General features: G+C 61.9%; 22 protein-coding genes. 14 read left to right on the forward strand and 8 right to left on the reverse strand.

Annotation, left to right across the window (positions count from 1 at the left end):
• Nucleotides 1–378: 378 nt before the first annotated feature.
• Nucleotides 379–2,274: a methyl-accepting chemotaxis protein gene (locus tag IFT66_RS09130; protein WP_244474102.1), complete on the forward strand. Its 1,896-nt coding sequence runs from the start codon at nucleotides 379–381 to the stop codon at nucleotides 2,272–2,274.
• Nucleotides 2,275–2,370: 96 nt separating this feature from the next.
• Here IFT66_RS09130 and IFT66_RS09135 read toward each other — a convergent pair whose 3' ends face one another.
• On the reverse strand, nucleotides 2,371–2,568 hold the full coding sequence (locus IFT66_RS09135; protein ID WP_062455286.1) for a DUF2735 domain-containing protein: 198 nt from the start codon (nucleotides 2,566–2,568) through the stop codon (nucleotides 2,371–2,373).
• 429 nt (nucleotides 2,569–2,997) lie between these two features.
• On the opposite strand from IFT66_RS09135, the gene IFT66_RS09140 reads away from it, so the two are divergent.
• Nucleotides 2,998–4,032 carry a glutamine synthetase beta-grasp domain-containing protein gene (locus IFT66_RS09140; protein WP_062455284.1) on the forward strand — a complete coding sequence of 345 codons (1,035 nt, stop codon included), beginning with the start codon at nucleotides 2,998–3,000 and terminating at the stop codon, nucleotides 4,030–4,032.
• Between the two features lie 662 nt (nucleotides 4,033–4,694).
• Here the strand turns inward: IFT66_RS09140 and IFT66_RS09145 are convergent.
• A complete protein-coding gene (locus IFT66_RS09145; protein ID WP_192077424.1) occupies nucleotides 4,695–5,330 on the reverse strand; it encodes a TetR family transcriptional regulator C-terminal domain-containing protein in 636 nt (211 codons plus the stop codon).
• Nucleotides 5,331–5,583: 253 nt separating this feature from the next.
• Here IFT66_RS09145 and IFT66_RS09150 point away from each other — a divergent pair, with 253 nt between their 5' ends.
• The 4 genes from IFT66_RS09150 (at nucleotide 5,584) to hydA (ending at nucleotide 9,083) form a co-directional block, all read left to right on the forward strand.
• Nucleotides 5,584–6,837, forward strand: a complete 1,254-nt coding sequence (locus tag IFT66_RS09150; RefSeq protein ID WP_192077941.1) for a Zn-dependent hydrolase — start codon at nucleotides 5,584–5,586, stop codon at nucleotides 6,835–6,837.
• Between the two features lie 208 nt (nucleotides 6,838–7,045).
• Nucleotides 7,046–7,258, forward strand: coding sequence for an antitoxin MazE-like protein (locus tag IFT66_RS09155; RefSeq protein WP_192077425.1), 213 nt, complete (start codon nucleotides 7,046–7,048; stop codon nucleotides 7,256–7,258).
• Entirely contained in the window at nucleotides 7,255–7,617 is a 363-nt protein-coding gene (locus IFT66_RS09160; protein WP_342344761.1) for a type II toxin-antitoxin system PemK/MazF family toxin, read from the forward strand. Before IFT66_RS09155 ends, IFT66_RS09160 begins: the two co-directional genes overlap by 4 nt.
• Nucleotides 7,618–7,628: 11 nt before the next feature.
• Nucleotides 7,629–9,083, forward strand: coding sequence for a dihydropyrimidinase (hydA, locus tag IFT66_RS09165; RefSeq protein ID WP_062455272.1), 1,455 nt, complete (start codon nucleotides 7,629–7,631; stop codon nucleotides 9,081–9,083).
• A gap of 44 nt (nucleotides 9,084–9,127) precedes the next feature.
• On the opposite strand, the gene IFT66_RS09170 is transcribed toward hydA, so the two are convergent.
• A complete protein-coding gene (locus IFT66_RS09170) occupies nucleotides 9,128–9,538 on the reverse strand; it encodes a cupin domain-containing protein (RefSeq protein ID WP_113165702.1) in 411 nt (136 codons plus the stop codon).
• Between the two features lie 126 nt (nucleotides 9,539–9,664).
• Here IFT66_RS09170 and IFT66_RS09175 point away from each other — a divergent pair, with 126 nt between their 5' ends.
• From IFT66_RS09175 to IFT66_RS09210, 8 genes are all read left to right on the forward strand, one after another.
• On the forward strand, nucleotides 9,665–10,447 hold the full coding sequence (locus IFT66_RS09175; RefSeq protein WP_062582706.1) for an ABC transporter ATP-binding protein: 783 nt from the start codon (nucleotides 9,665–9,667) through the stop codon (nucleotides 10,445–10,447).
• A 75-nt stretch (nucleotides 10,448–10,522) separates the two neighbouring features.
• Nucleotides 10,523–10,858: a hypothetical protein gene (locus IFT66_RS09180; RefSeq protein ID WP_192077426.1), complete on the forward strand. Its 336-nt coding sequence runs from the start codon at nucleotides 10,523–10,525 to the stop codon at nucleotides 10,856–10,858.
• The gene (locus IFT66_RS09185; protein ID WP_192077427.1) at nucleotides 10,858–11,745 is read left to right on the forward strand and encodes an ABC transporter permease; all 888 of its coding nucleotides are present in this window, start codon (nucleotides 10,858–10,860) and stop codon (nucleotides 11,743–11,745) included. Before IFT66_RS09180 ends, IFT66_RS09185 begins: the two co-directional genes overlap by 1 nt.
• Before the next feature lie 8 nt (nucleotides 11,746–11,753).
• Nucleotides 11,754–12,884: an ABC transporter permease gene (locus tag IFT66_RS09190; protein ID WP_192077428.1), complete on the forward strand. Its 1,131-nt coding sequence runs from the start codon at nucleotides 11,754–11,756 to the stop codon at nucleotides 12,882–12,884.
• Nucleotides 12,885–12,939: 55 nt separating this feature from the next.
• Nucleotides 12,940–13,905 carry an ABC transporter substrate-binding protein gene (locus IFT66_RS09195; RefSeq protein WP_092660161.1) on the forward strand — a complete coding sequence of 322 codons (966 nt, stop codon included), beginning with the start codon at nucleotides 12,940–12,942 and terminating at the stop codon, nucleotides 13,903–13,905.
• A 284-nt stretch (nucleotides 13,906–14,189) separates the two neighbouring features.
• On the forward strand, nucleotides 14,190–15,434 hold the full coding sequence (locus IFT66_RS09200) for an efflux RND transporter periplasmic adaptor subunit (protein WP_082472011.1): 1,245 nt from the start codon (nucleotides 14,190–14,192) through the stop codon (nucleotides 15,432–15,434).
• A 10-nt stretch (nucleotides 15,435–15,444) separates the two neighbouring features.
• A complete protein-coding gene (locus IFT66_RS09205; RefSeq protein ID WP_113165708.1) occupies nucleotides 15,445–18,756 on the forward strand; it encodes an efflux RND transporter permease subunit in 3,312 nt (1,103 codons plus the stop codon).
• A gap of 187 nt (nucleotides 18,757–18,943) precedes the next feature.
• Nucleotides 18,944–19,630: a Crp/Fnr family transcriptional regulator gene (locus tag IFT66_RS09210; protein ID WP_192077429.1), complete on the forward strand. Its 687-nt coding sequence runs from the start codon at nucleotides 18,944–18,946 to the stop codon at nucleotides 19,628–19,630.
• 107 nt (nucleotides 19,631–19,737) lie between these two features.
• Here IFT66_RS09210 and ureG read toward each other — a convergent pair whose 3' ends face one another.
• From ureG to ureC, 5 genes are all read right to left on the reverse strand, one after another.
• A complete protein-coding gene (gene ureG / locus IFT66_RS09215; RefSeq protein WP_192077430.1) occupies nucleotides 19,738–20,349 on the reverse strand; it encodes an urease accessory protein UreG in 612 nt (203 codons plus the stop codon).
• Nucleotides 20,350–20,391: 42 nt separating this feature from the next.
• Nucleotides 20,392–21,093: an urease accessory protein UreF gene (locus IFT66_RS09220; protein ID WP_249406412.1), complete on the reverse strand. Its 702-nt coding sequence runs from the start codon at nucleotides 21,091–21,093 to the stop codon at nucleotides 20,392–20,394.
• Nucleotides 21,094–21,099: 6 nt separating this feature from the next.
• On the reverse strand, nucleotides 21,100–21,576 hold the full coding sequence (gene ureE / locus IFT66_RS09225) for an urease accessory protein UreE (RefSeq protein WP_192077431.1): 477 nt from the start codon (nucleotides 21,574–21,576) through the stop codon (nucleotides 21,100–21,102).
• 102 nt (nucleotides 21,577–21,678) lie between these two features.
• The gene (locus IFT66_RS09230; protein ID WP_192077432.1) at nucleotides 21,679–22,362 is read right to left on the reverse strand and encodes a TIGR02117 family protein; all 684 of its coding nucleotides are present in this window, start codon (nucleotides 22,360–22,362) and stop codon (nucleotides 21,679–21,681) included.
• A gap of 25 nt (nucleotides 22,363–22,387) precedes the next feature.
• A complete protein-coding gene (gene ureC / locus IFT66_RS09235; protein WP_192077433.1) occupies nucleotides 22,388–24,097 on the reverse strand; it encodes an urease subunit alpha in 1,710 nt (569 codons plus the stop codon).

The following is a 24,097-nucleotide window of genomic DNA, read 5'->3' on the forward strand; positions in this document are numbered from 1 at the left end:
CGTCGTTTTCGACCCACACGCGCGCCGAATGGCAGTTTTTCTGCTCAGTAGCGTATGGCAGCAGACCGTGGTTTTTCGGGGCATCGATAGGCAAGGCCGACGTGGGCTTACAGCTCGATCAACGAAGCCTCGGGATTCACAGCAGTTTTAGCGTACCCTATACTGAGCATTTGCTCAAAACCGAGAATAAATTCAGACCTTGGCGTGTACTGTCAGTTTTCGCCCAAGTCCGGACAAATATTCGCCCGCTATTTTAACCAGCGATTAGCGCAATTACGGCAATAGGTTAGGTGGGCGTCCTCGCGCATGCCGAGAATTGGCGGGTTGGGATGTATTGTTGGGCAAGTTGAAGTGGTGTGCACTATGGCAATTCGGGATATGGCTATTTCGAAGAAACTCGGCCTCGTTACCGTCGTAATGGGCCTTTCTTCTCTTATTATTGCAGGCGTTGCGGGAAGCGGGCTCTATGGCCTGCAAAAGGCAATCATTTCAGTCGGCGCGCGTGAAGAAGTCGCTCGTGAAGCGATGGATCTTCGGGTCGACATTATCGCAATTAGCCGCATGACCTATCAGCTGGCCGCGGCGCCGGACAAAGCCAAGGATTTCCGCATCGACGCCGAAAAGCGCGCCGGCGAAATGCTGGCCCGCCTGCCGAAGATCGAAGCAACCGCAGACGCTGCCGAACAGGATCAGCTGAAGACCGTGAGAGCCGCCCTCGACAGCTATTTCGTCTCGATCCGCAGCATGGTGGACACCGCCGAAAAGAATGCAGCCGACACCGCCGCCATCTCGGCTGCGCTGAAAAAGGCGCTGGATGGCCAGAAGGTCGTCACCGACTCCGTCAAGGTCTACAGCACCTATTCCGGCAAGGAACTGGCTGTGGCCCGCGAAGAAGCCGTTGCGTCCTCGACCACCGCCATGCTGGTTTCGGCGCTGTCGGCCCTCGCCTTCATCATCATCGGCGCCACGATCAGCACGATCGTCGCACGCCGTGGCATCGTTCGCCCCATCCGCGAGCTGACCGAAGCCATGACCCGCCTTGCCAAGGGCGATATGAACATCGATGGCGTCGACGCAAGCCGCGGCGACGAAATCGGCGCAATGGCCCGCGCCGTCGAGGTATTCCATACCAACGCTGTCGCCATGACCGACCTCAAGGCACAGGAAGCAGCCCTTCACGAGCGTTCCAGCGACCTGCAGACGTCGATTTCGAAAGTTGTCGCATCCGCTGTCGCCGGCGATTTTTCCGGCCGCATCCGCAAGGACTACCAGAACGAAGACCTCAACCGCTTTGCATCGGGCGTCAACCAGCTGGTGGAAAGCGTCGACAATGCCGTCACGGAAGTTCGCCGCGTCATCGCAGCGCTTGCCGATGCCGACCTGACCCAGAGCATGAACGGCCAGTTCCAGGGTGCATTTGCCGAGCTTCAGACCAACGTCAACTCGACGATGGACCGTCTCAGCGCCACGATGAGCAACGTGCGCGGCGCAGCCGGCACGATCAATGACAACTCTGCCGAACTGTCTTCGGCGGCAAACGACCTTTCCAAGCGGACCGAACAGCAGGCTGCAGCGCTTGAAGAAACGGCAGCCGCCCTCGACGAGATCACCACGACGGTGCGTGCCGCCTCTGCCCGCGCCACCGAAGCCCGCGACATGGTCTATGAGACCAAGCAGAGTGCGGCAAAGTCGGGCGAAATCGTTCGCAGCGCGGTCACCGCCATGAGCCGCATTGAAGACAGCTCGACGAAGATCAGCCAGATCATCGGCGTCATCGACGAGATCGCCTTCCAGACCAACCTGTTGGCGCTGAACGCAGGCGTCGAAGCCGCCCGCGCTGGCGAAGCCGGTCGCGGCTTTGCCGTCGTCGCTCAGGAAGTGCGTGAGCTCGCCCAGCGCTCCGCCAATGCGGCAAAGGAAATCAAGACGCTGATCAGCGCCTCGGCTTCCGAAGTTGCAGGCGGCGTTTCGCTGGTGCGCTCGACCGGTACAGCACTTGTCGAGATCGAAAGCCTGGTCAACAAGGTCAACGAACATGTGGAATCGATCGCCACGGCTGCCCGCGAGCAGTCGACGGCGCTGGCCGAGATCAACTCCTCGGTCAACCACATGGACCAGATGACCCAGAAGAACGCCGCGATGGTGGAAGAAACGACCGCTGCAAGCGAGACGCTTGCAGCCGAAAGCCGCCAGCTTCAGGCGCTTCTCTCCAACTTCAAGCTGGAAGGTGGCAGCGATCTCGGCGGCATGGCACGCCGGATGCGCGCGGCCTGATAAAAGCCTGGACAATCAGACCGTAAAATCCCGGGGGCAGCGATGCTCTCGGGATTTTTCAATTCGAATCGGCCATCCGGCGATGGCCCGCAACGCTCAGCAGGGTTTCGGCCCCTGTTCCGGCTTGGTGTCGACCAGCGCACTGCTCACTGCTTCTTCATGATACCAGCAGTGGTCCTGCACCGCGACCGGGTAGGTCCCGACCGGCACCGTGGCGCCGTTCTCAAGACGGATCCGTGGCGTCAATGGAAATTGCAGGATCTGCGCTGTCTCACGATGGATGCCAATAACCATCCTATCGCCTCCTCCTCAATGCGCACTCAAACGCATACCAACCAGAGATATGCACATTTTTTGTGCTTTCTGCACTATTTTACATCATTTGCCTGTTCGGCGCTAGGCACGAATGAAATCAAACGAGCTCAGGGCGATATAGTTTCGTCGGCGGAACTCAGACGCGAAGCAGAATTCCTTGTTTCAAGACCCCCGGTGGGTGCGCGAAAAATCGATTGATTTTCAAACGGGCTGAGATGATGGCGTTACAGTCGTCACCCGCAGACATGTAAGCCCGGCCAATCATACGACTTTTTTATCGCGATTTTCGGGCAACGACAAAAACTGGCACGGTATGTGCGTTCTATGTCTCATGCCCGGGATGCAGCGCTTTCGCGTCGCAGTCTCTGGATGGCTCAACCATGAACACCACGGCCTGAGAGATAAAATATGACCAAGTTTAAGCTCGAGTACATCTGGCTCGACGGTTACACCCCCGTCCCGAACCTGCGTGGCAAGACGCAGATCAAGGAATTCGACACCTTCCCGACGCTGGAACAGCTGCCGCTGTGGGGCTTCGACGGTTCGTCGACCAATCAGGCCGAAGGCCGTTCGTCCGACTGCGTGCTGAAGCCGGTCGCCATCTATCCGGATCCGGCCCGCACCAACGGTGCGCTGGTCATGTGCGAAGTGATGATGCCCGATGGCGTTACCCCGCACGCGTCCAACAGCCGCGCAACCATCCTCGACGACGAAGATGCATGGTTCGGTTTCGAACAGGAATACTTCTTCTACGAAGACGGCCGTCCGCTCGGCTTCCCGGAAAGCGGCTACCCCGCTCCGCAGGGTCCGTACTACACGGGCGTCGGCTACAAGAACGTCGGTTCGGTTGCCCGCGAAATCGTTGAAGAGCATCTCGACCAGTGCCTCGCAGCCGGCATCAACCACGAAGGCATCAATGCCGAAGTGGCCAAGGGCCAGTGGGAATTCCAGATTTTCGGCAAGGGCTCCAAGCGCGCCGCCGACCAGATCTGGATGGCCCGCTACCTGCTTCTGCGTCTGACGGAACAGTACGGCATCGACATCGAGTTCCATTGCAAGCCGCTCGGAGATACCGACTGGAACGGCTCCGGCATGCACTGCAACTTCTCGACCAAGTACATGCGCGAAGTGGGCGGCAAGGAGTATTTCGAGGCGCTGATGGCGCAGTTCGACAAGAACCTGCAGGACCATATCGACGTCTACGGCCCGGACAACCACCTGCGTCTGACCGGCAAGCACGAAACGGCTCCGTGGAACAAGTTCTCCTACGGCGTTGCCGACCGTGGCGCCTCGATCCGCGTGCCGCATTCCTTCGTCAACAACGGCTACAAGGGCTACCTCGAAGACCGCCGTCCGAACAGCCAGGGCGACCCCTACGCGATCGCCTCGCAGGTTCTGAAGACGATCTCGGAAGTGCCGCTCGCGAAGTCGGCCGCCGCCTAAGACAAAGCGTCCTCCCAAGGACAACGAAGACGCCGGCCTCGCGCCGGCGTTTTTTTGTTTCGGGGGTTCTGAGAGTAAGGCTCTCCCCGCACGGCCAACCGAGTTCGGCCCTCTCCGCCCTCAGGGCTCACCCCTATCCGCCCTCATCCCCCTGGCCGCCCTCACACCCCTCTCCGCACCCTGACCCCTCTCCGCATCCTCATCCCTGTGCTCGTCACAGGGATCCAGCAGCGTCGCGTCCGCGGCGCGGAAGGGTCTTCTCAGCCCAAGGACTTGGGCTGACTGGATTCCTGTGACAAGCACAGGAATGAGGGAGAGAGGGAGGGCCGCTCGCAACGACGGTTAGCACGGCTGTAGCCGCTGCGGCTCTTTGTATCGTTCTTCTGTACGCCAGGCGCCAATCCCCACTGCCACCCGGGCTAGAGCTCTCCGGTCTCTGGGCTCATCCCTCTCCACCCTCATCCCTGTGCTCGTCACAGGGATCCAGCAGCGTCGCGTCTGCGGCGCGGGAAGGCTCTCCTTAGCCCAAGGACTTGGGATGCCTGGATTCCTGTGACAGGCACAGGAATGAGGGAGTGTATGAGGGACGCCTCGCGAAGACGGCTGCCGCCGGAGATGCAACATCGGCTGCCGCCTAAGACGCAAAGCCCTCCAGGAAGCCCTCAAACCTTCAGCCCCTCCAGAAACAGCCCCTCCAGAAACCGTGCCGCGTCCTCGAAACGGCCCTCGCCGTCCTGGTCGTGGCCGAGGACGGCGCGGACCTGGACGTCGAAATCGGCGTAATGCTGCGTGGTGGACCAGATCGAGAAGATCAGGTGATAGGGATCGCAGGTGCGGATCTTGCCGGCTTTCGACCAGGCGCGGATGACGTCGGCCTTTTCGTCGACCAGGTCTTTCAGCGGGCCTTTCAGTTCGTCCTCGATATGCGGCGCGCCCTGCAGGATCTCGTTGGCGAAAAGACGGCTTTCGCGTGGGAAATCCCGTGCCATTTCGAGCTTGCGGCGGATATAGGAGCGGATTTCCGATGCCGGATTTCCTGTGGCGTCGAAAGCGCGGAGCGGCTCCAGCCAGGTGGAGAGAACCCGGTCGATCAGCTGGCGATGGATCGCTTCCTTGGTGCGGAAATAATAGAGCAGGTTCGGCTTCGACATGCCGGCCGCTTCGGCGATCTGGTCGATCGTCGTGCCGCGGAAACCGCTGACCGAAAACACCTCAAGAGCGGCCTCGAGAATGACCTCTTCCTTCTCCTCCTGGATGCGGGTGCGCCGCTGCGTTTTAGCCGCTCGTGGAATGGCCATCCGTATCCTGCCTTGCAGTCCCAAACGCTGATCCAGATTCGTATCACGAGGCCCATTTTCAGGGCATGTGGCGCGAAAATAGGCGAGTATTTTTCGTGATTTACGGCTTGAGTGGCGGTCGGGACATTGTATGTTTTACCAGTCGGTCAAATTATCGATCACAGACAAAACAAACGCAATGCCGATATTTCAGATCGTGCAAACGTCGGTCTGGAACGCGGCTCAAGCAGGCATAACGGGTGAGGACAGGATGATGGCGGCAGCACCGGGCGAGAACATGCGTGTGAACGGCGACCGGCTGTGGGACATGCTCGAGGAGATGGCAAAGATCGGCCCCGGCATTGCCGGCGGCAACAACCGCCAGACCCTGACCGACGAGGACGGCGAAGGGCGCCACCTGTTCAAGCGCTGGTGCGAAGACGCCGGCATGACCGTCAGCACCGACAAGATGGGCACGATGTTTGCGACCCGCGCCGGAACCGATCCCGATGCGCTGCCGGTCTATATCGGCTCCCACCTCGATACCCAGCCCACCGGCGGCAAATATGACGGCGTGCTCGGCGTGCTGGCGGGGCTCGAGGTTATCCGCTCGATGAACGATCTCGGCGTGAAGACGAAGCATCCTGTCGTCGTGACCAACTGGGCCAACGAGGAAGGTGCGCGGTTTGCGCCGGCCATGCTGGCGTCAGGTGTGTTTGCCGGTGTTCATTCGCTCGACTACGCCTATAGCCGCAAGGATCCGGACGGCAAGACCTATGGCGAAGAGCTGAAGCGGATCGGCTGGCTGGGCGACGAAGAGGTCGGCGCCCGCAAGATGCATGCCTATTTCGAATATCATATCGAGCAGGGCCCGATCCTCGAAGCCGAGCAAAAGCAGATCGGCGTCGTTACCCACTGCCAGGGCCTGTGGTGGCTGGAATTCACGCTGACCGGCAAGGAAGCGCATACCGGCTCGACGCCGATGGACCGCCGCTGCAATGCGGGGCTCGCGTTCGGCCGCATTCTGGAACTGGTGCAGGACGTGGCGATGGCCGAGCAGCCGGGCGCCGTGGCTGGTGTCGGCCAGGCGTTCTTCTCGCCCAATTCCCGAAACGTGCTGCCCGGCAAGGTCGTCTTCACCGTCGACATGCGCACGCCGACGCAGGAAAAGCTCGACCGGATGCGGGCGAAGATCGAGGCTGGCGCAATCGAGATCTGCGAAGCGCTCGGCGTCGGCTGCGCGGTGGAAGCCGTCGGTCATTTCGATCCGGTGACCTTCGATCCGGTTCTGGTCGGCCGGGTGCGCGATGCCGCGGTCAAGCTCGGCTACAGCCATCTGGACATCATTTCCGGCGCCGGCCACGATGCCTGCTGGGCATCCAGACTGGCACCCTCGACGATGATCTTCTGCCCCTGCGTCGACGGCGTCTCGCACAACGAGGCCGAGGAGATCTCCAAGGACTGGGCCGCCGCCGGCTGCGACGTGCTGCTGCATGCGGTGCTGGAAACGGCGGAGATTGTGGCGTGAGGAGATCCGAGCTACACTCGACGCCGGCAACAAAAGCGGAGCCAGCCGCATGTCACCCGCACCGGAAAACCCTGATTTCGAGCCTCTGCGCACAGTCAGCGCGACGCGGAAGCGCCCGTCCGATGACACGCCGGCCGTCAGCTGTCGCCCGATCCGGAAAACTCGTCCATAGCGCGGCATCGCGCCATCAGTGACAGGAGGCAATGACATGGGCAGGCCACGCGAAGTCTCTGAAGAAGAACGCGCCGAGCTGATCCGCAAGGGCTACCGGCCGATCGAGGTTTGGGTGCCGGACTTTACCAGCGAGGCTTATCGATTGCGGGCGGCCCTGCAGGCGAAGGCATCGGCAGAGGCGGATCGCAACGCTGGCATCATAGAATTCACTGACGAAAGCCCTGCTGACGACTGGGAGAAACCGTGAACCTGAAAAGAGGCGACATGGTCACGGCGGCGTTTCAGGGTGACCTTGGCAAGCCAAGACCCGCGGTCATCGTCCACGCCGACGAGTTTATCGAAGGCCACGTCACGCTTCTCCTATGCCCGCTGACGACGTTTCTCTCTGACTCTCCGGATTTTCGACCGACCCTGACGCCCTCGGCGAGTAACGGGCTGCAGGCAATATCCCAGATCATGACCGACAAGCTGACCCACCTCAGAAAGGCGTCGATCCGTCAGATCATCGGGCATCTCGGTGACGACGAGATGCAGCGGCTTGAGAGTGCATTGATCAGTATTATCGGACTTCGGCAGTCGGTGCTGCCGATCGCCACAATCAAATAAGGGAGCGAGCCATGACCACCATCATCAAGAACGGCACTGTCGTGACAGCCGACCTCACCTACAAGGCGGATGTGAAGATCGAAGGTGGTCGTATCGTCGAGATCGGGCCGGATCTCCGGGGCGAGGAAGTCCTGGATGCGTCAGGCGCTTACGTCATGCCGGGCGGGATCGATCCGCATGTGCATCTGGAAATGCCGTTCATGGGCACCTATTCGGCCGACGATTTCGATAGCGGCACGCGGGCGGCGCTTTCGGGCGGCAGCACGATGGTGGTGGATTTCTGCCTGCCCGAGCCGGGTCAGTCGCTGCTTGATGCGCTCAAGCGCTGGGACAACAAGGCGACCCGCGCCCATTGCGACTATTCCTTCCACATGGCGATCACCTGGTGGAGCGAGCAGGTGTTTGACGAGATGAAGGCGTTGGTGCGCAACCACGGGATCAACACGTTCAAGCACTTCATGGCCTACAAGGGCGCGCTGATGGTCAATGACGACGAGATGTTCGCCTCGTTCTCGCGCTGCGCCGAGCTTGGAGCCTTGCCGCTCGTACATGCGGAAAACGGCGATATCGTCGCCGCCATGCAGCAGAAACTGATGGACGCGGGCAATGACGGACCCGAGGCGCATGCCTATTCCCGCCCCGCTTCCGTCGAGGGCGAAGCGACCAACCGCGCCATCATCATTGCCGATACCGCGGGCGTTCCGCTCTATGTGGTGCACACGTCCTGCGAACAGGCGCATGAGGCGATCAGGCGCGCCCGCCAGTCCGGCATGCGGGTCTATGGCGAGCCGCTGATCCAGCATCTGACGCTCGACGAAAGCGAATACGCCCATCCGGACTGGGATCATTCCGCCCGCCGCGTGATGTCGCCGCCGTTCCGCGACAAGCGCCATCAGGATTCGCTATGGGCGGGCCTGGCGGCCGGTTCGCTGCAGGTGGTAGCGACCGACCACTGCGCCTTCACCACCGACCAGAAACGCACCGGGCGCGGCGATTTCCGCAAGATCCCGAACGGCACCGGCGGCCTTGAAGACCGCCTGCCGATGCTGTGGACCCACGGCGTCGAGACCGGCCGCATCACCATGAACGAGTTCGTTGCGGTCACCTCCACCAACATCGCCAAGATCTTGAACATCTACCCGAAGAAGGGCGCGATCCTGGTTGGAGCCGACGCGGATATCGTGGTGCTCGACCCGAAGGCATCAAAGACGATTTCCGCCGCGACCCAGCAATCGGCGATCGATTACAACGTTTTCGAAGGCAAGCATGTGACCGGGCTGCCGCGCTTCACGCTGTCGCGCGGCAACGTCGCCTATGCCAATGGCGAGATCCGCACCAAGCCGGGCGACGGCAAGTTCGTGTCGCGGCCGCCCTTCCCGGCAGTCAGCAGGGCGCTGTCAGCCTGGAAGGAGATCACCGCGCCGCGCAAGGTGGAACGCGCTGGCATCCCGGCATCAGGCGTATGAGCGGCTTGATGACAGCGATACCCCATGGAGCGCAGGCGGGTGGCTCAGTCCACCAGCGCGTCCAGTTCCGGCAGCAGGACCACGCTTTCCTGCTCGTTGGGATCCGTGCGCGCGATGATCGCGGTGCAGGGCGTGCCCGACCGGTTGGCCGGCAGATGCGGAACGCCGGCCGGGATGTACATCAGCTCGCCCGCATGCAGCACGACGTGGTTCTCCAGCCGGTCGCCGTACCAGGTGTCGGCGGAGCCGGAGAGCATGTAGATCGCGGTCTCGTGGGTCTCGTGCAGATGGGCCTTGGCTTTTGCCCCCGGCGGAATGGTCAGGAGATGCATGCAGATGCCCTTGGAGCCGACCGTTTCGGCGGAAATGCCCTGAACATAGGTGAGGCCCTGCTTGCCGTCATAGGCGGCATCGGGCCTGACGATACGGCAGGTCGGTCTTGATGACGTGTCCATTGAAATTCCCCCTCTCCAGCGGAGCCGCGGCCGCCTTCATGGCGCCGACGGCCGGATGTGCAGCGTGATGATACCAGAAAACCCGGCCCTTCAAACGACCATCCACGCTCGCGACGGAGCGCGCCCATGACCTACTCCGTCGTTTCCGCGCGAAAGCTTGGCCTGACATTCGAGACCGGTGACGGGCCGGTTCATGCGCTGTCTGATGTCGATCTCGACGTGAAGAAGGGCGACTTCGTCTCCTTCATCGGCCCCTCCGGCTGCGGCAAGACAACGTTTCTGCGGGTGATCGCCGATCTGGAACGGGCAACCTCGGGCGAAATTCTCGTCAACGGCATGACGCCGGAGGAGGCGCGCAAGAGCCGCTCCTACGGTTACGTGTTTCAGGCGCCTGCCCTCTATCCCTGGCGGACGATCGAGAACAATATCGCCCTTCCGCTCGAAATCATGGGGTATTCGGCGGCAGAACGCGCAAGCCGCATCGAGCGGACGCTCGATCTCGTCAATCTCTCGGGCTTCGGCAAGAAATATCCGTGGCAGCTTTCCGGCGGCATGCAGCAGCGCGCCTCGATCGCCCGCGCGCTCGCCTTCGATGCCGATCTCCTTCTGATGGACGAGCCCTTCGGCGCACTGGACGAGATCGTCCGCGACCATCTGAACGAGCAACTCCTGAAACTCTGGGAGCGGACGCAAAAGACCATCTGCTTCGTCACCCACTCGATCCCCGAGGCGGTCTATCTCTCCACCAAGATCGTGGTGATGTCGCCGCGACCCGGGCGGGTGACCGACGTGATCACCTCGACCCTGCCGAAGGAACGCCCGCTCGATATCCGCGAGACGCCGGAATTCCTGGCGATCGCTCACCGGGTCCGCGAAGGTCTACGCGCAGGGCACAGCTATGAGGAATAGGGATTTGCACTCTTCTCTCACGCTGAAGGCTCGGTCTCTTCCGGCGGCAAAAGGCGTTCATTGGGAGATCTCCCCATGAACGCTGCCTTCCTGCTCTGGCTGTGCGGCGCCATGGCGACATTTCTTGCCGCAGCGACCGCCTCGCGCGCCTATATCGCCTCCAGCAACATCCTCCTGCTCCTGCTGTCGCTGCTGCTCTACTGCGTCGGCAACCTGATGATGGTGAAGCTGATGCGCGAGGGAGGGCTGGGGCTCGCCATCTCCGTTTCGGCGATCGCCCAGCTGCTTCTCATCAACGTCATCGCCTTTGCCGTTTTCGGCGAGAAACTGACGCCGCAGCAGCTGGCCGGCGTCGGGCTCGGGGTCGCTGCCATGGTGCTGATGCTGGTGCCGATGGGGGCGAAGGGCTGATGCACAAGGAAACCCTCTTCCGTCACCGCATCCTGCCCGTCGCAACAGTCGTCCTCGTCATCGTCGCGATCTGGTATGTCGGCGCGTATTTTATGAACGCGCCATTCCAGCGCGATCTCGACCGGCGCGCCGGTGTCACCTCCACGCCGATGGAATTCCTCGGCAAGACGATGTCGCAGCCGAAACCGATCCTGCCGGCGCCGCATCAGGTGGCGTCGAATGTTTTCGAGAACACGTTTCTGCGAAGCGTTTCCTCAAATCGCAGCCTCGTCTATCACGCCTGGGTGACGCTCTCCTCGACGCTTGCGGGCTTCGGTTTCGGAACGCTTCTCGGCATCCTGATCGCGGTCGGCATCGTCCACGTGCGCGCGCTCGACCGCAGCCTGATGCCGTGGATCATCGCGTCGCAGACCGTGCCGATCCTTGCCGTCGCGCCGATGGTGATCGTCACGCTCGGCGCGATCGGGATTTCCGGTCTGGTGCCCAAGGCAGTGATCTCCACCTACCTCTCGTTCTTCCCCGTCGCAGTCGGTATGGTGAAGGGCCTGCGCTCGCCGGAACTGATCCAGCTCGATCTGATGCGCACCTATCATGCCAGCGCCGCACAGACTTTCTGGAAGCTGCGTGTCCCCGCCTCGGTGCCGTTCCTGTTTACCTCGATGAAGGTGGCGATTGCCGCAAGTCTTGTCGGTGCCATCGTCGGCGAGCTGCCGACCGGTGCCGTCGCCGGCATCGGTTCCAAGCTTCTGGCCGGCGCCTATTACAGCCAGACGATCGACATCTGGGCGGCGCTGGTCGCAGGCTCGCTGCTGGCATCGCTTCTGGTCGCGGTGGTCGGGATAGCTGCCAGGATCGTCGACCGCAGCATGGGAGGGAAGCCGACGTGAGCGCGCTGATGCGAACCTCCCTCCTCAAGTCATGGCAGGCCTGGCTATCGCTAGCGCTGTCGCTCGCAGCGCTTGCGGCGCTTCCGCTTCTCGATCCCGATGCGGTGACGCATTTTGCACCGATCGCGCTATTTGCGATCTTCGCCCTGTCGATTGCAGGCGCGGTCGTGTCGTTTATGCCGCTGCCGCCCCTGTTTCTCGCACCCGCGATTTTCGTCTTCTGCCACCTGTCGACCGGCGTCCTGATTGCAGGCCTTGCCGGAAACGAGGGCAAGGCGGCAACGGCGTTCTTCCTGATGATCGCCGCCAACTGGCTGCTGGCATGGCGCTGCGTCAGTCTCCTGTCGGAAATCCGGACCCGTTCCAGGTTTGCGGATGGGCTTCTGGGTCTCGCGATTCCGGCGATCTTCGGCGCTTGGCTGCTGATCCTGTGGGAAGCCCTCACCCGCGGCTTCGGCGTGCCCTTCATCCTCCTGCCGCCACCCTCCTCGATCGGGCTGCGGATTGCAGCGTCGCTGTCGATCCTTTGGGCGGACGTGCAGCAGACCATCTTCAAGGCGGTGCTGGCGGGGTACATCCTCGGCTGCAGCGCGGGCTTCGTGGTGGCGATCCTGGCCGACCGCTTCGCCTTCCTGCGCGCAGGACTGATGCCGATCGGCAATCTGATGTCGGCGCTGCCGATCATCGGCGTCGCACCGGTCATGGTCATGTGGTTCGGTTTCGACTGGCAGTCGAAGGCCGCCGTCGTCACGATCATGACCTTCTTCCCGATGCTGGTGAACACGGTGGCCGGGCTTTCCGCCTCCGGAACGATGGAGCGTGACCTGATGCGCTCCTATGCGTCGGATTACCGGCAGACGCTGATGAAGCTCAGGCTTCCGGCCGCCATGCCCTTCATCTTCAACGCGCTGAAGATCAATTCCACCCTGGCGCTGATCGGCGCCATCGTCGCGGAATTCTTCGGCACGCCGATCGTCGGCATGGGCTTTCGCATCTCCACCGAGATCGGGCGCATGAATGTCGACATGGTCTGGGCCGAAATCGCGGTTGCGGCGCTCGCCGGATCGCTCTTTTATGGCGTCGTCGCCCTTGCCGAGAGAGCAACGACATTCTGGCATCCGTCTAACCGTGGGGGTTAGTCGCTGACGATCCGCATCCCGAAAACGGGGGCGGCAACAAAAGAGGGAAACGACAATGAAAAAGATGATCATGGCACTGATGGCGGGAGCGTTCTCGCTTGCCGCATCCAATGCATTCGCCGCCGACAAGCTGACGCTGCAGCTGAAATGGGTCGCCCAGGGCCAGTTCGGCGGTTATTTCGTGGCCAAGGACAAGGGCTTCTACGAGGAGGAAGGCCTCGACGTGACGATCAAGCCGGGTGGTCCCGATATCGCTCCGGAACAGGTGATCGCCGGCGGCGGCGCCGACGTGATCGTCGACTGGATGGGCGGCGCGCTGGTTGCCCGCGAAAAGGGCGTACCGCTGACCAACATCGCCCAGCCTTTCGCCAAGTCCGGTCTCGAGCTGATTTGCCCGAAGGACGGCCCGGTCAAGACGGAAGCCGATTTCAAGGGCAAGACGCTCGGCGTCTGGTTCTTCGGCAACGAGTATCCGTTCTTTGCCTGGATGAACAAGATCGGCTTGAAGACCGAGGGCGGTACGGATGGCGTGACGGTTCTGAAGCAGAGCTTCGACGTCCAGCCGCTGATCCAGAAGCAGGCGGACTGCATCTCCGTCATGACCTATAACGAATACTGGCAGGCGATCGACGCCGGCTTCAAGGCCGAAGATCTGGTCGTCTTCAACTATACCAAGCTCGGCAACGACCTTCTGGAAGACGGGCTCTACGCTCTCGATACCAAGCTGGCCGATCCGAAGTTCAAGGAGAACATGGTCAAGTTCGTGCGCGCTTCGATGAAGGGCTGGAAATACGCGATCGAGAACCCGGAAGAAGCCGCAGAGATCGTCATGGACAATGGCGGCCAGGACGAGAACCACCAGAAGCGCATGATGGGCGAAGTGGCAAAGCTGATCGGCGACGGCAAGCTGGACATGTCGACCTACGAGCGCACGGTAAAGGCGCTGCTCGACCAGAAGATCATCACCAAGCAGCCGGATGGTGGTTACACGACCGATGTAACGACCGCCGCTCTTAAATAAGCAGGGCCTGATCGAGCCGATCTAACCTGCCGAAAACAGTATATGCCCGGCGCGCTGCCGGGCATATTTTATGGGGCGGTAACCATCACTGATCTTGGTCTTGGCATTTCCGCGAGCAGATTGATTTGCGGCGACGGAAGCCGTAAAAACACGGGACATGAATTTGTCGGGTGACGGACTTGTGGCGGCTTTGGGTCGTCACCACCTCATCAGGAACTGCGCAGGGAGGGGCGCGGATCCCGGACAGCGAAATAAAGACCCTCTGGTGCATCGGAAGTCGTCGCATGTTTCGCATTTCGTCAAAGCTCGCGTTGTTGGCGGCGTCCCTCGCCCCTGCCCTGATCACGCTCCTCGCCTTTCCGGCATTGGCGCAGCAAGCACAGCCGACCGCACCGCAGAAGAACCTTCCGTCGATCATCGTGACCGAGGCCAAAACCCGCCCAATGACCGATAGGGTCATCGCGACCGGTACGATCCGCCCGATCGAGGAAATCTACATCCAGCCTCTGGTCGACGGTCTCTCTATCCGCAGCGTCGATGCAGATGTCGGCGACGAGGTGAAGCAGGACGCGGTTCTCGCAACCCTCAACGACGACTCGCTCATTCTGCAAAAAAGCCAGCTTGAGGCAAACAGGGCCAAGGCCGAGGCCGGCGTCGCGCAATACAAGGCGCAGGTGATCGAGGCCGAAGCCAATCTGGCCGACGCCATCCGCCAGCGCGACCGCACCAGAAAACTCGGACAAAACGGCACCAGCAGCCAGAGCCAGGTCGAACAGACGCAGGCTCAGGTTGAAGTCGCCGAAGCACGGCTGAACGCGGCGAAACAGGCCGTTTCCGTCGGTGAGGCCGACGTCAAGGTCGTCGATGCGCAGATCAAGGACGTCGACCTCAACCTTGCCCGCACCGGCGTCAAAAGCCCGGTTGATGGCGTCGTCACGGCCAAGAATGCGCGGATCGGCGCGATTGCCGCCGGCGCCGGCGAACCGCTCTTCACCATCATCAAGGACGGCGCGATCGAACTCGTGGCCGATCTTTCGGAAACAGACATCCAGAAGGTCAAGCTCGGCCAGAAGGCGATCATCACCATTGCCGGCGGCACACGCAAGATCGAAGGCAAGGTGCGGATCGTTTCGCCCTCCGTCGATGCGACCACCCGCCTCGGCGCCGTGCATATCGTCGTGGATGACGAAAGTGGTGCCCGATCGGGCATGTATGGCAGTGCGGAGATCGTCATCACCGAAACGACGGCGCTGGCCCTGCCGCTCTCGGCCGTGACCACGGCGCCGTCGGGCTCGGTCACCCGCAAGGTGGACGGCGACACGGTCAAGCAGGTCAAGATAGAGACCGGCATCCAGGATGGCGGCTTCATCCAGATCGTCAGTGGCATTGCCGAGGGCGACCGGGTCGTCGCCAAGGCCGGCGCCTTCGTGCGCGACGGCGACAAGATCAACCCGGTCCTGCCGGGCTCAAAGGCTGGCGCCGACAAGGCCGAAGCTGACCGGGCCCCGCCCGCCGCCGTTTCGAATTGAGGACGCGAAGATGAACTTCTCCGCCTGGTCCATCCGCAACCCGATCGCGCCGCTTCTCGGCTTTGCCCTGTTGCTGTACGTCGGCATCCAGTCCTTCTATGCGCTGCCGATCACCCGCTTCCCGAATATCGACGTGCCCGTCGTCTCCGTCACCGTCGTCCAGTCCGGCGCATCGCCTGCCGAACTGGAAGTACAGGTGACCAAGGAGATCGAGGATGCCGTCGCCTCGATCAGCGGCATCGACGAAGTCCAGTCCACCATCACCGATGGCCAGTCGCAGACGGTCGTCGTCTTCCGTATCGAAAAGCCAACGCCCGAAGCGGTGCAGGATACCAAGGACGCGATCGACAAGATCCGCGGCGACCTGCCAGCCGGCATCGAGGAACCGATCGTCACCAAGGTCGATGTCGAAGGACAGGCGATCCAGACATTCGCCGTCTCATCGCCGAACATGACGCTCGAAGAACTCTCCTGGTTCGTCGACGACACGGTGACGCGGGCGCTGGAAGGCCAGGCCGGGATCGGCCGGATCGACCGTTACGGCGGCTCCGATCGCGAAGTGCGCGTGTCGCTCAATCCCGCCAAGCTCGATGCCTATGGCATCACGGCAGCCGACGTGAACCAGCAGATCCGCGGCACCAACGTCAACCTCGGCTCCGGCCGCGGCCAGGTGGCCGGCAACGAACAGACAATCCGCACGCTCGGCGATGCCCGCGATGTGGCGCAGCTGGCCGAGACGTCGATCAGCCTTTCCAACAATCGTTTCGTGCGGCTGTCGGAACTCGGCACCGTCACCGATACCTATGAGGAGCAGAAATCCTTCTCGCGCTTCAACGGCACGCCGGCCGTCACCTTCGCCGTCTTCCGCGCGAAGGGTGCAAGCGAAGTCTCCGTCGCCGAAACCGTGGCGGAAAGCCTCGACGGCGTGCGCAAGGCGCATCCCGACGTTGCGATCGCCATGGTCGACGACTCGGTCTATTTCACCTACGGCAATTACGAAGCAGCCCTTCACACGCTGGTGGAAGGCTCGATCCTTGCCATCATCGTCGTCATGCTGTTCCTGCGCAACTGGCGCGCAACGCTGATCGCAGCCGTCGCCCTGCCGCTGTCGGCGATCCCCACCTTCTGGGTCATGGACTTGATGGGCTTCTCGCTCAACCTTGTCTCGTTCCTGGCGCTGACGCTTGCGACCGGTATTCTGGTGGATGACGCGATCGTCGAGATCGAAAACATCGCCCGCCATATCAAGATGGGCAAGACGCCGTACAAGGCCGCACTCGAAGCGGCCGACGAGATCGGCCTCGCGGTCATCGCGACGAGCTTCACCATCATCGCCGTCTTCGTGCCCGTCTCCTTCATGCCGGGCGTTCCGGGCCAGTATTTCATCCAGTTCGGTCTCACCGTCGCCTTCTCGGTCTTCTTCTCGCTGGCGGTCGCGCGCCTGATCACGCCGCTGATGGCGGCCTATCTGATGCGCGCCGAAGACGGGATGGAAGACCACCACGACAATGACGGCTGGATCATGCGCGCCTACACGCGCCTGGTCACCGGCACGACCCGCAAATGGTACTGGCGCTATGCGACGCTTCTCGGCGCCATCGCCTTCCTCGCCGGCTCGCTCATGCTGCTGAGCAAGGTGCCCGGCAGCTTCCTGCCGCCCGACGATTCCTCGCGCGTCGTTCTCTCCGTCGAGTTGCCGCCCAATGCGACACTGGAAGAGACCGCCGAGACGTCTGAAAAGATCGACCGCGCGGTTCGCGATATCGACGGCGTCGAAAGCGTCTTCGTGCTCGGTGGCGCATCGCCCAAGGGCGATCTTGAACTGCGCCGCTCGACCGTTCGTGTCATCCTCGAAAACATCGACCATTCGCTGATCAAGACGCTGGTCAACAAGGGGCTGGGTAGCCTGCCGCTGATCGGCTCTTCTTTGCCGAAAATGGAAGAACATGGCCGTACCCGTCCGCAATGGGACGTGGAAAAGGACATTTTTGCCGCAATCCGCGATATCCCGGACGTGCGTATCTCGAAGGTCAACGACCGCGCCGAGCGCGAACTGGCGTTCAACTTCCTCTCCGACAACGAGGCGGACCTGAACGATGCGATCGGGCTCCTGGAATCGCGCCTGCGCGCTTCGCCGATCCTTGCCAATGTTTCCTCCGACGGCGCCCTGCCCCGGCCGGAACTGCAGATCCGTCCGCGCATGGCGGAAGCCGCGCGCCTCGGCATTACGCCGCAGCAGATTTCCGAGACCGTGCGCGTCGCGACCATCGGCGATATCGACGCCAATCTCGCCAAGATCAACCTCGATGACCGGCAGATCCCGATCCGTGTCCAGACCTCACTCGATGTGCGGCGTGATCTAGCAGCGATCAAGGCGTTGAAGCTGAGGACCGCAAGCGGTGCCACGGTGCCGCTCACCAGTGTTGCCGACGTGGATTATTCGGAAGGCCCGAGTTCGATCACGCGCAACGACCGCAACCGCGTCGTGGCGATCGGCTCGGATGTGCCCTTCGGCACGGCACTCGACACGTCGTCGGCCGAGTTCAAACGCATCGTCGACGAAACCAACCTTCCGCCATCCGTTCGGCTGGCAGAAAGCGGCGACGCCAAGGTGCAGGCGGAAATGACCCAGAGCTTCGGCAACGCCATGCTGATGGGCCTGCTTCTGGTTCTGGTCGTGCTGATCCTGCTGTTCAAGGACGTCATCCAGCCGCTGACCATCCTGTTCTCGCTGCCGCTTGCGATCGGCGGCGTGGCGGTGGCGCTGATCGTCACCCAGAACGCGCTGTCGATGCCGGTTCTGATCGGTATTTTGATGCTGATGGGGATTGTCACGAAGAACGCCATCCTGCTCGTGGATTTCGCCATCGAGATGAAACGCCACGGACTGGAGCGTGTTCACGCGATGGTCGAAGCCGGCCGCAAGCGCGCCCGCCCGATCATCATGACGTCTATCGCCATGTCGGCCGGCATGTTGCCCTCGGCGATGGGTATCGGCGAAGGCGGATCGTTCCGCGCCCCGATGGCAATCGCCGTGATCGGCGGCATCATCGTTTCCACCGTCCTGTCGCTCCTCGTTGTCCCCGCCTTCTTCCTCATCATGGACGATCTTTCCGGCCTGCTCGGGCGGATCTTCGGTCGCCTGGTCGGCAAGAAAGAAGAGGAGGATTTCGGCCTTTCCAACGAGGAACTGACCCAGGAGAACCGTGACCTCGGCGAGCGGCTTCGCCGGCTGGAACGCGAAAACGGCATCGACCACGATATGCTCAGCGCCTCTGGCGGCGCCAAGGTCCTGCGGCTTCCGCCCATGGCTGCGGAGTAAAATCACCGGTCCGAGCAAGCGATTCCGGGTGGGGCAGGAGACGTCGAAGGGTGCGGAAATGCAAAAGCGCATCCCGATCGCAAAGAATCTTGGACGATTTGATCGACGTCAAAACGCGCTTCGGAGCACGTGTTAATTTAGAATAATTACATTCTAGGAAGCTCCCCGCCAGAAAAGAAGAACGGACATGGGCAACGGCGACATCAAACTCAACAATCGCGACCGCGCGGTTCTCATGAAAACGCCTTTCATGCACGGCCTGACCGGTAACTCGCTGGTCAAGATGCTGTCGGCGATGAGTGTCGAGACAGTGTCCGCCCGTGACCTCATCGTGCGAGAGGGCCAACGTGCCGAAGCGTTTTACTGTGTGCTGAGTGGCTATGTCCGCCTCTACCGGCTGAGCCGAGACGGGCGCGATGCGGATATCCGCATTTCCGCACCGGGAGATACGTTCGGCGAGTGCATGCTTTATGCGGACCGGAAGTATCCCTTTTTCGCCCAGGCCGCAGAGACCTGCACGCTGGTGCGTTTCGACCTGCAGACGGTCAAGGATCTGGCTGAAGAGGATCCCGGTATCTCCCGCGCCGTGATGACGACCCTGTCGCGTCATCTGATCAGCACGATGGACTGTGTTGCCAACGACCGGCTGTTCACGGCGCCGCAACGGGTGGCAAACTACATCCTCAGCCGCTGCCCGGTTGACGGTGGACCGGCAGCGATCCGCCTGCCGTTCCAGAAAAGCCTGCTCGCCGGCATGCTGGGACTGGCTCCCGAAGCCCTGTCGCGCGCCTTTTCGTCCCTGCGCAAGACAGGCGTCACGGTTCGCGGCCGCATCATCCAGGTGGTGGATGTACAGGCGCTGCGGGAGATCTGAACCGTCGAAGCAAGTAACCCGGGAGGCCGGCCCGAGCAGGCCGGCCACTCGCGTCAGCATGGCTTGCCTCAAAGGGTGAGGAAACCGCAGACCTCGTCATTGCGATCTCACAGCCCGCCCTGCGTCTCCAGAAACCGCACCACATGCTCGACGCCCTCGCCGCGCTTGAGGTCGGTAAAGACATGCGGCTTCATCTCGCGCATCCGCGAAGCATCCCTTTCCATCACGTCGATATCGACATCGACGTAAGGCGCCAGGTCCTTTTTGTTGATGATCAGGAGATCGGAGCGGGTGATACCCGGCCCGCCCTTGCGCGGAATTTCCTCGCCCTGGCAGGTGGAGATCACGTAGATGGTGATGTCGGCAAGATCAGGCGAAAACGTGGCCGCCAGATTGTCGCCGCCCGATTCGATGAACACGACATCGAGATCCGGAATGCGCTCGTTGAGACCGGCGATCGCCTGAAGATTGATCGTCGCGTCCTCGCGGATCGCCGTATGCGGACATCCGCCCGTCTCGACACCGACGATCCGGTCAGACGACAGCGCCTGCATCCGCACCAGCGCTTCGGCATCCTCTTTCGTGTAGATATCGTTGGTGACGACGGCGACCGAATATTTGTCGCGCATCGCCTTGCAGAGCTTTTCGGTGAGCGCCGTCTTGCCGGAGCCGACCGGCCCGCCGATCCCGACGCGAAGCGGTCCGTTTGCCGATTTCATGCGGATTATCCTTTCGATTGCTGAAGCAGCTTATCCCGGTCGCTAGGACCGGAACAGCCGCGAATGCTGTGTTTCGTGGCGAAGCGACGCGATCTCCGCCTGCACGGCGGCACCGCCGAGATCATCGAGCGTTGCGCCTTGCGCCTTCTCCGCGACATCGCCGACCAGAGATTCAAGACCGGCCAGAATGCCGACGCCGTGGGCCTGACCGCACACACCAAGGCGGATGCCGGCCGAGACCGATTGCGAGACAGCCGCATGCAGATAGGCGGCGATTGCGCTCGTCTTCGGCACGCCATGGGCCGCCGAGATGGCGCCGACCGCGACCGGAAACGGCACCTGTTTCGGCAAAAGCTGCAGCACAGCGTGCGGCCAGGCGATGGCCGCCGTGACGAAGGCCTGGCCGAGCGATAACGTTTCCGCATGACGCTCCGCCGAGCCTGCCAGCGCCAGACCGAGTTCGGACAGGTCCTTCAACGCATCCCGCTGGTCGACAGCCTCGAACGCGCTCGAAAACAGAACCGCATCGTTCCAGAGCGAACCGTGAAGCAGGATGGTTTCGAGCCAGGATGCGAGATCCGAGGCCGATGTCACCAGCCGATCCGCCACCGCGCGCTCCAGCCCGCCCGACCAGGCAAAGCCGCCGATCGGAAAAGCCGGAGACAGCCATGCCATCAGACGGAGCAAGGCGTGCGTATCTAGCCCCTGCCCAAGCTTACCCTGCAGACCCACGTCTTGCATCATACCGGTTCAGTCATGGGCATGATGACCGTGACTGCCGTGATCATGGCCGCCATGCGCGTGATAGGCGCCGCGGGCCGGCTGGAAGGGTTCGTCAATGTCGGTGACGGTTGCGCCGAGGCCCTGCAGCATGGAACGGATGACGTGATCGCGCAGGATGAGGATACGGCCCTCCTCGATCTGCGCCGACAGGTGCCGGTTGCCGAGATGCCAGGCAAGCTCGATCAGGTGCAGCGGATCGCGCGCCTTGACCTCGAACAGCTTTTCCGGCGCCGCCCGGACTTCCACCGTATCCCCGTTCTCAAGCACCAGCCGGTCACCATGGTGAAACAGCACCGCTTCCTTGAGATCGAGCATCACCATGTCGCCATTCGACAAATGCAGCAGCTTGCGGCGCAGGTGCCGCAGATCATGCGGCAAGGTGACGACATCCACCGGCGGATCGCTGATTTCACCGGCGGGACGATAGGAATGGATATGCTGCATGAAAGTCTCCTTGAAGGCGGCATAATCACCAAGCGCGATGCTCGGCACAAGGCCTAGTTACGCCCCGGCTGCAAAATCCGTGGCCGGGAAAAGCATGGGCCGTCAATTGAAAATCCGGAGCGACAGCGCCAGCAACTGCGGCAGTGGATTCCACAGCCCCGTGCGCAGTCCCGCTGCCCTCAGCGCCCCTGCTGTCCAGGTGTTGCAGCCGACAAGCGCGTTGAACGATCCATGCGCTTCGAAGAAGCGGTCATAGACGCCGTAGCCTGCGCCGGGGATGGGCACGACCTTGTTATCCACCTCCACAAAACTGGCACGAATGAAGTCGGACATGGCTTGGAATTGATCTGCATCGAGATCGAACGCCTGCACGGCCGGATGCGTGTCGTCGATGCCGCCGGCGACATCGACATGCATGACCGAGGAATCGATGGTCAGCGCGCGGAAGGCCGGCATGGGTTTGAGATCGGCCCAGGTCGGCGTTTCCAGATAGAAGGACCGCCCTCCCCAGCCGATCACCAGCCATTCTGCCGCGGGATCGGCGACGGGAATGCCTGATGCTTCCAGAAACGAATAGGACGCCCGCGTTTCCGCATCGAGCGGGATGACGAGATCCGTATGGATCGGGTTCGAAAGAACCAGAATCCGGCGCGTGTTTTCGGAAGCGTGCGGGGGATCCGGCGCAAACAGTGGCCGCGGCACGAATGTGCCAACGGCGACGGCGAGAACGATCAGGATAGCGATTGCCGGGATCGCCAGCAGCAACCGCCTTGCAAGCCTCTTCATGCGCCGTGTCCGGGAAGGTATTGCATCAGAAGAGGAAGTACCGCTGTGCCATCGGCAGAACCGTTGCCGGCTTGCAGGTCAGGAGCTCTCCATCGGCGCGCACTTCGTAGGTTTCCGGATCGACCTCCACATGCGGCGTCAGCGAATTGTGAATCATCGACGCCTTGGAGATGCCGCCACGGGTATTGCGCACAGCGAGAAGCTTTTTAGCGACCCCCAGCCTGCCGACGATGCCCGCGTCGAGCGACGCCTGGGAGACGAAGGTGACGGAGGAATTGGTGCGCAGCTTGCCATAGGCTGCAAACATCGGGCGATAGTGCATCGGCTGCGGCGTCGGGATCGATGCGTTTGGATCACCCATCGGTGCTGCCGCAATCGAGCCGCCGAGCAGCACCATTTCCGGCTTTACGCCGAAAAAGGCAGGGCTCCAGAGCACCAGATCGGCGCGCTTGCCGACTTCGACCGAGCCGATTTCATGGCTGATGCCGTGCGCGACCGCGGGGTTGATCGTGTATTTGGCGATATAGCGTTTGACGCGGAAATTGTCGTTATCACCGGTTTCGTCGGGCAGATGACCGCGCTGGCGTTTCATCTTGTCGGCCGTCTGCCAGGTGCGGATGGCAACTTCGCCGACGCGGCCCATCGCCTGGCTGTCCGACGAGATGATCGAGAAGGCGCCGATATCGTGCAGGATGTCTTCGGCTGCGATCGTCTCCTTGCGGATACGGCTTTCGGCAAAGGCGATGTCTTCCGGGATCGACGGCGACAGGTGGTGGCAGACCATCAGCATATCGAGATGTTCGGCCAGCGTGTTGATCGTGTAGGGCCGCGTCGGATTGGTCGAGGACGGAATGACGTTGGGATTGCCGCAGATCTTGATGATGTCAGGCGCGTGACCGCCGCCGGCCCCTTCCGTGTGGAAGGCATGAATGGTGCGGCCCTTGATGGCGCCGATAGTGTCTTCCACGAAGCCGCTTTCGTTGAGCGTATCGGTGTGGATCATCACCTGCACGTCGAAAGCGTCGGCGACTGTCAGGCAGTTGTCGATGGCGGCGGGCGTCGTGCCCCAGTCCTCGTGCAGCTTCAGCGATGACGCGCCGGCGAGGATCATCTCCTCGAGCGGCGCCGGCAGCGAGGCATTGCCCTTCCCGGCCAGCGCGAGGTTCATCGGAAACGCATCAAAGCTTTCGATCATCCGCTCGATATGCCAGGCGCCGGTGCAGGTGGTGGCAAGCGTACCGTGCGCCGGTCCCGACCCGCCGCCCAGCATCGTCGTGATGCCGGACATCAGCGCTTCCTCGATCTGCTGCGGGCAGATGAAGTGGATATGCGCATCCATGCCGCCGGCCGTCAGGATCTTGCCTTCGCCGGCGATCGCCTCGGTCGATGGCCCGACGATGATCGTCACGCCCGGTTGCGTATCCGGATTGCCGGCCTTGCCGATCGCATGGATACGGCCTTCCTTCAGACCCACATCGGCCTTGTAGATACCGGAGTGATCGACGATCAGCGCATTGGTGATGACAGTATCGACAGCACCCTCGGCCCGCGTTGCCTGGCTCTGCCCCATGCCGTCACGAATGACCTTGCCGCCACCGAACTTGACCTCCTCGCCATAGACGGTGAAATCCTTCTCGACTTCGATGATGAGTTCGGTATCGGCAAGCCGCACCTTGTCACCGGTGGTCGGACCGAACATGGAAGCATAGGACGCGCGGGACATTTTGTAGGGCAT

The sequence above is a fragment of the Rhizobium sp. CFBP 13726 genome (assembly GCF_014841925.1).
GTDB classification, from domain to species: domain Bacteria; phylum Pseudomonadota; class Alphaproteobacteria; order Rhizobiales; family Rhizobiaceae; genus Neorhizobium; species Neorhizobium soli.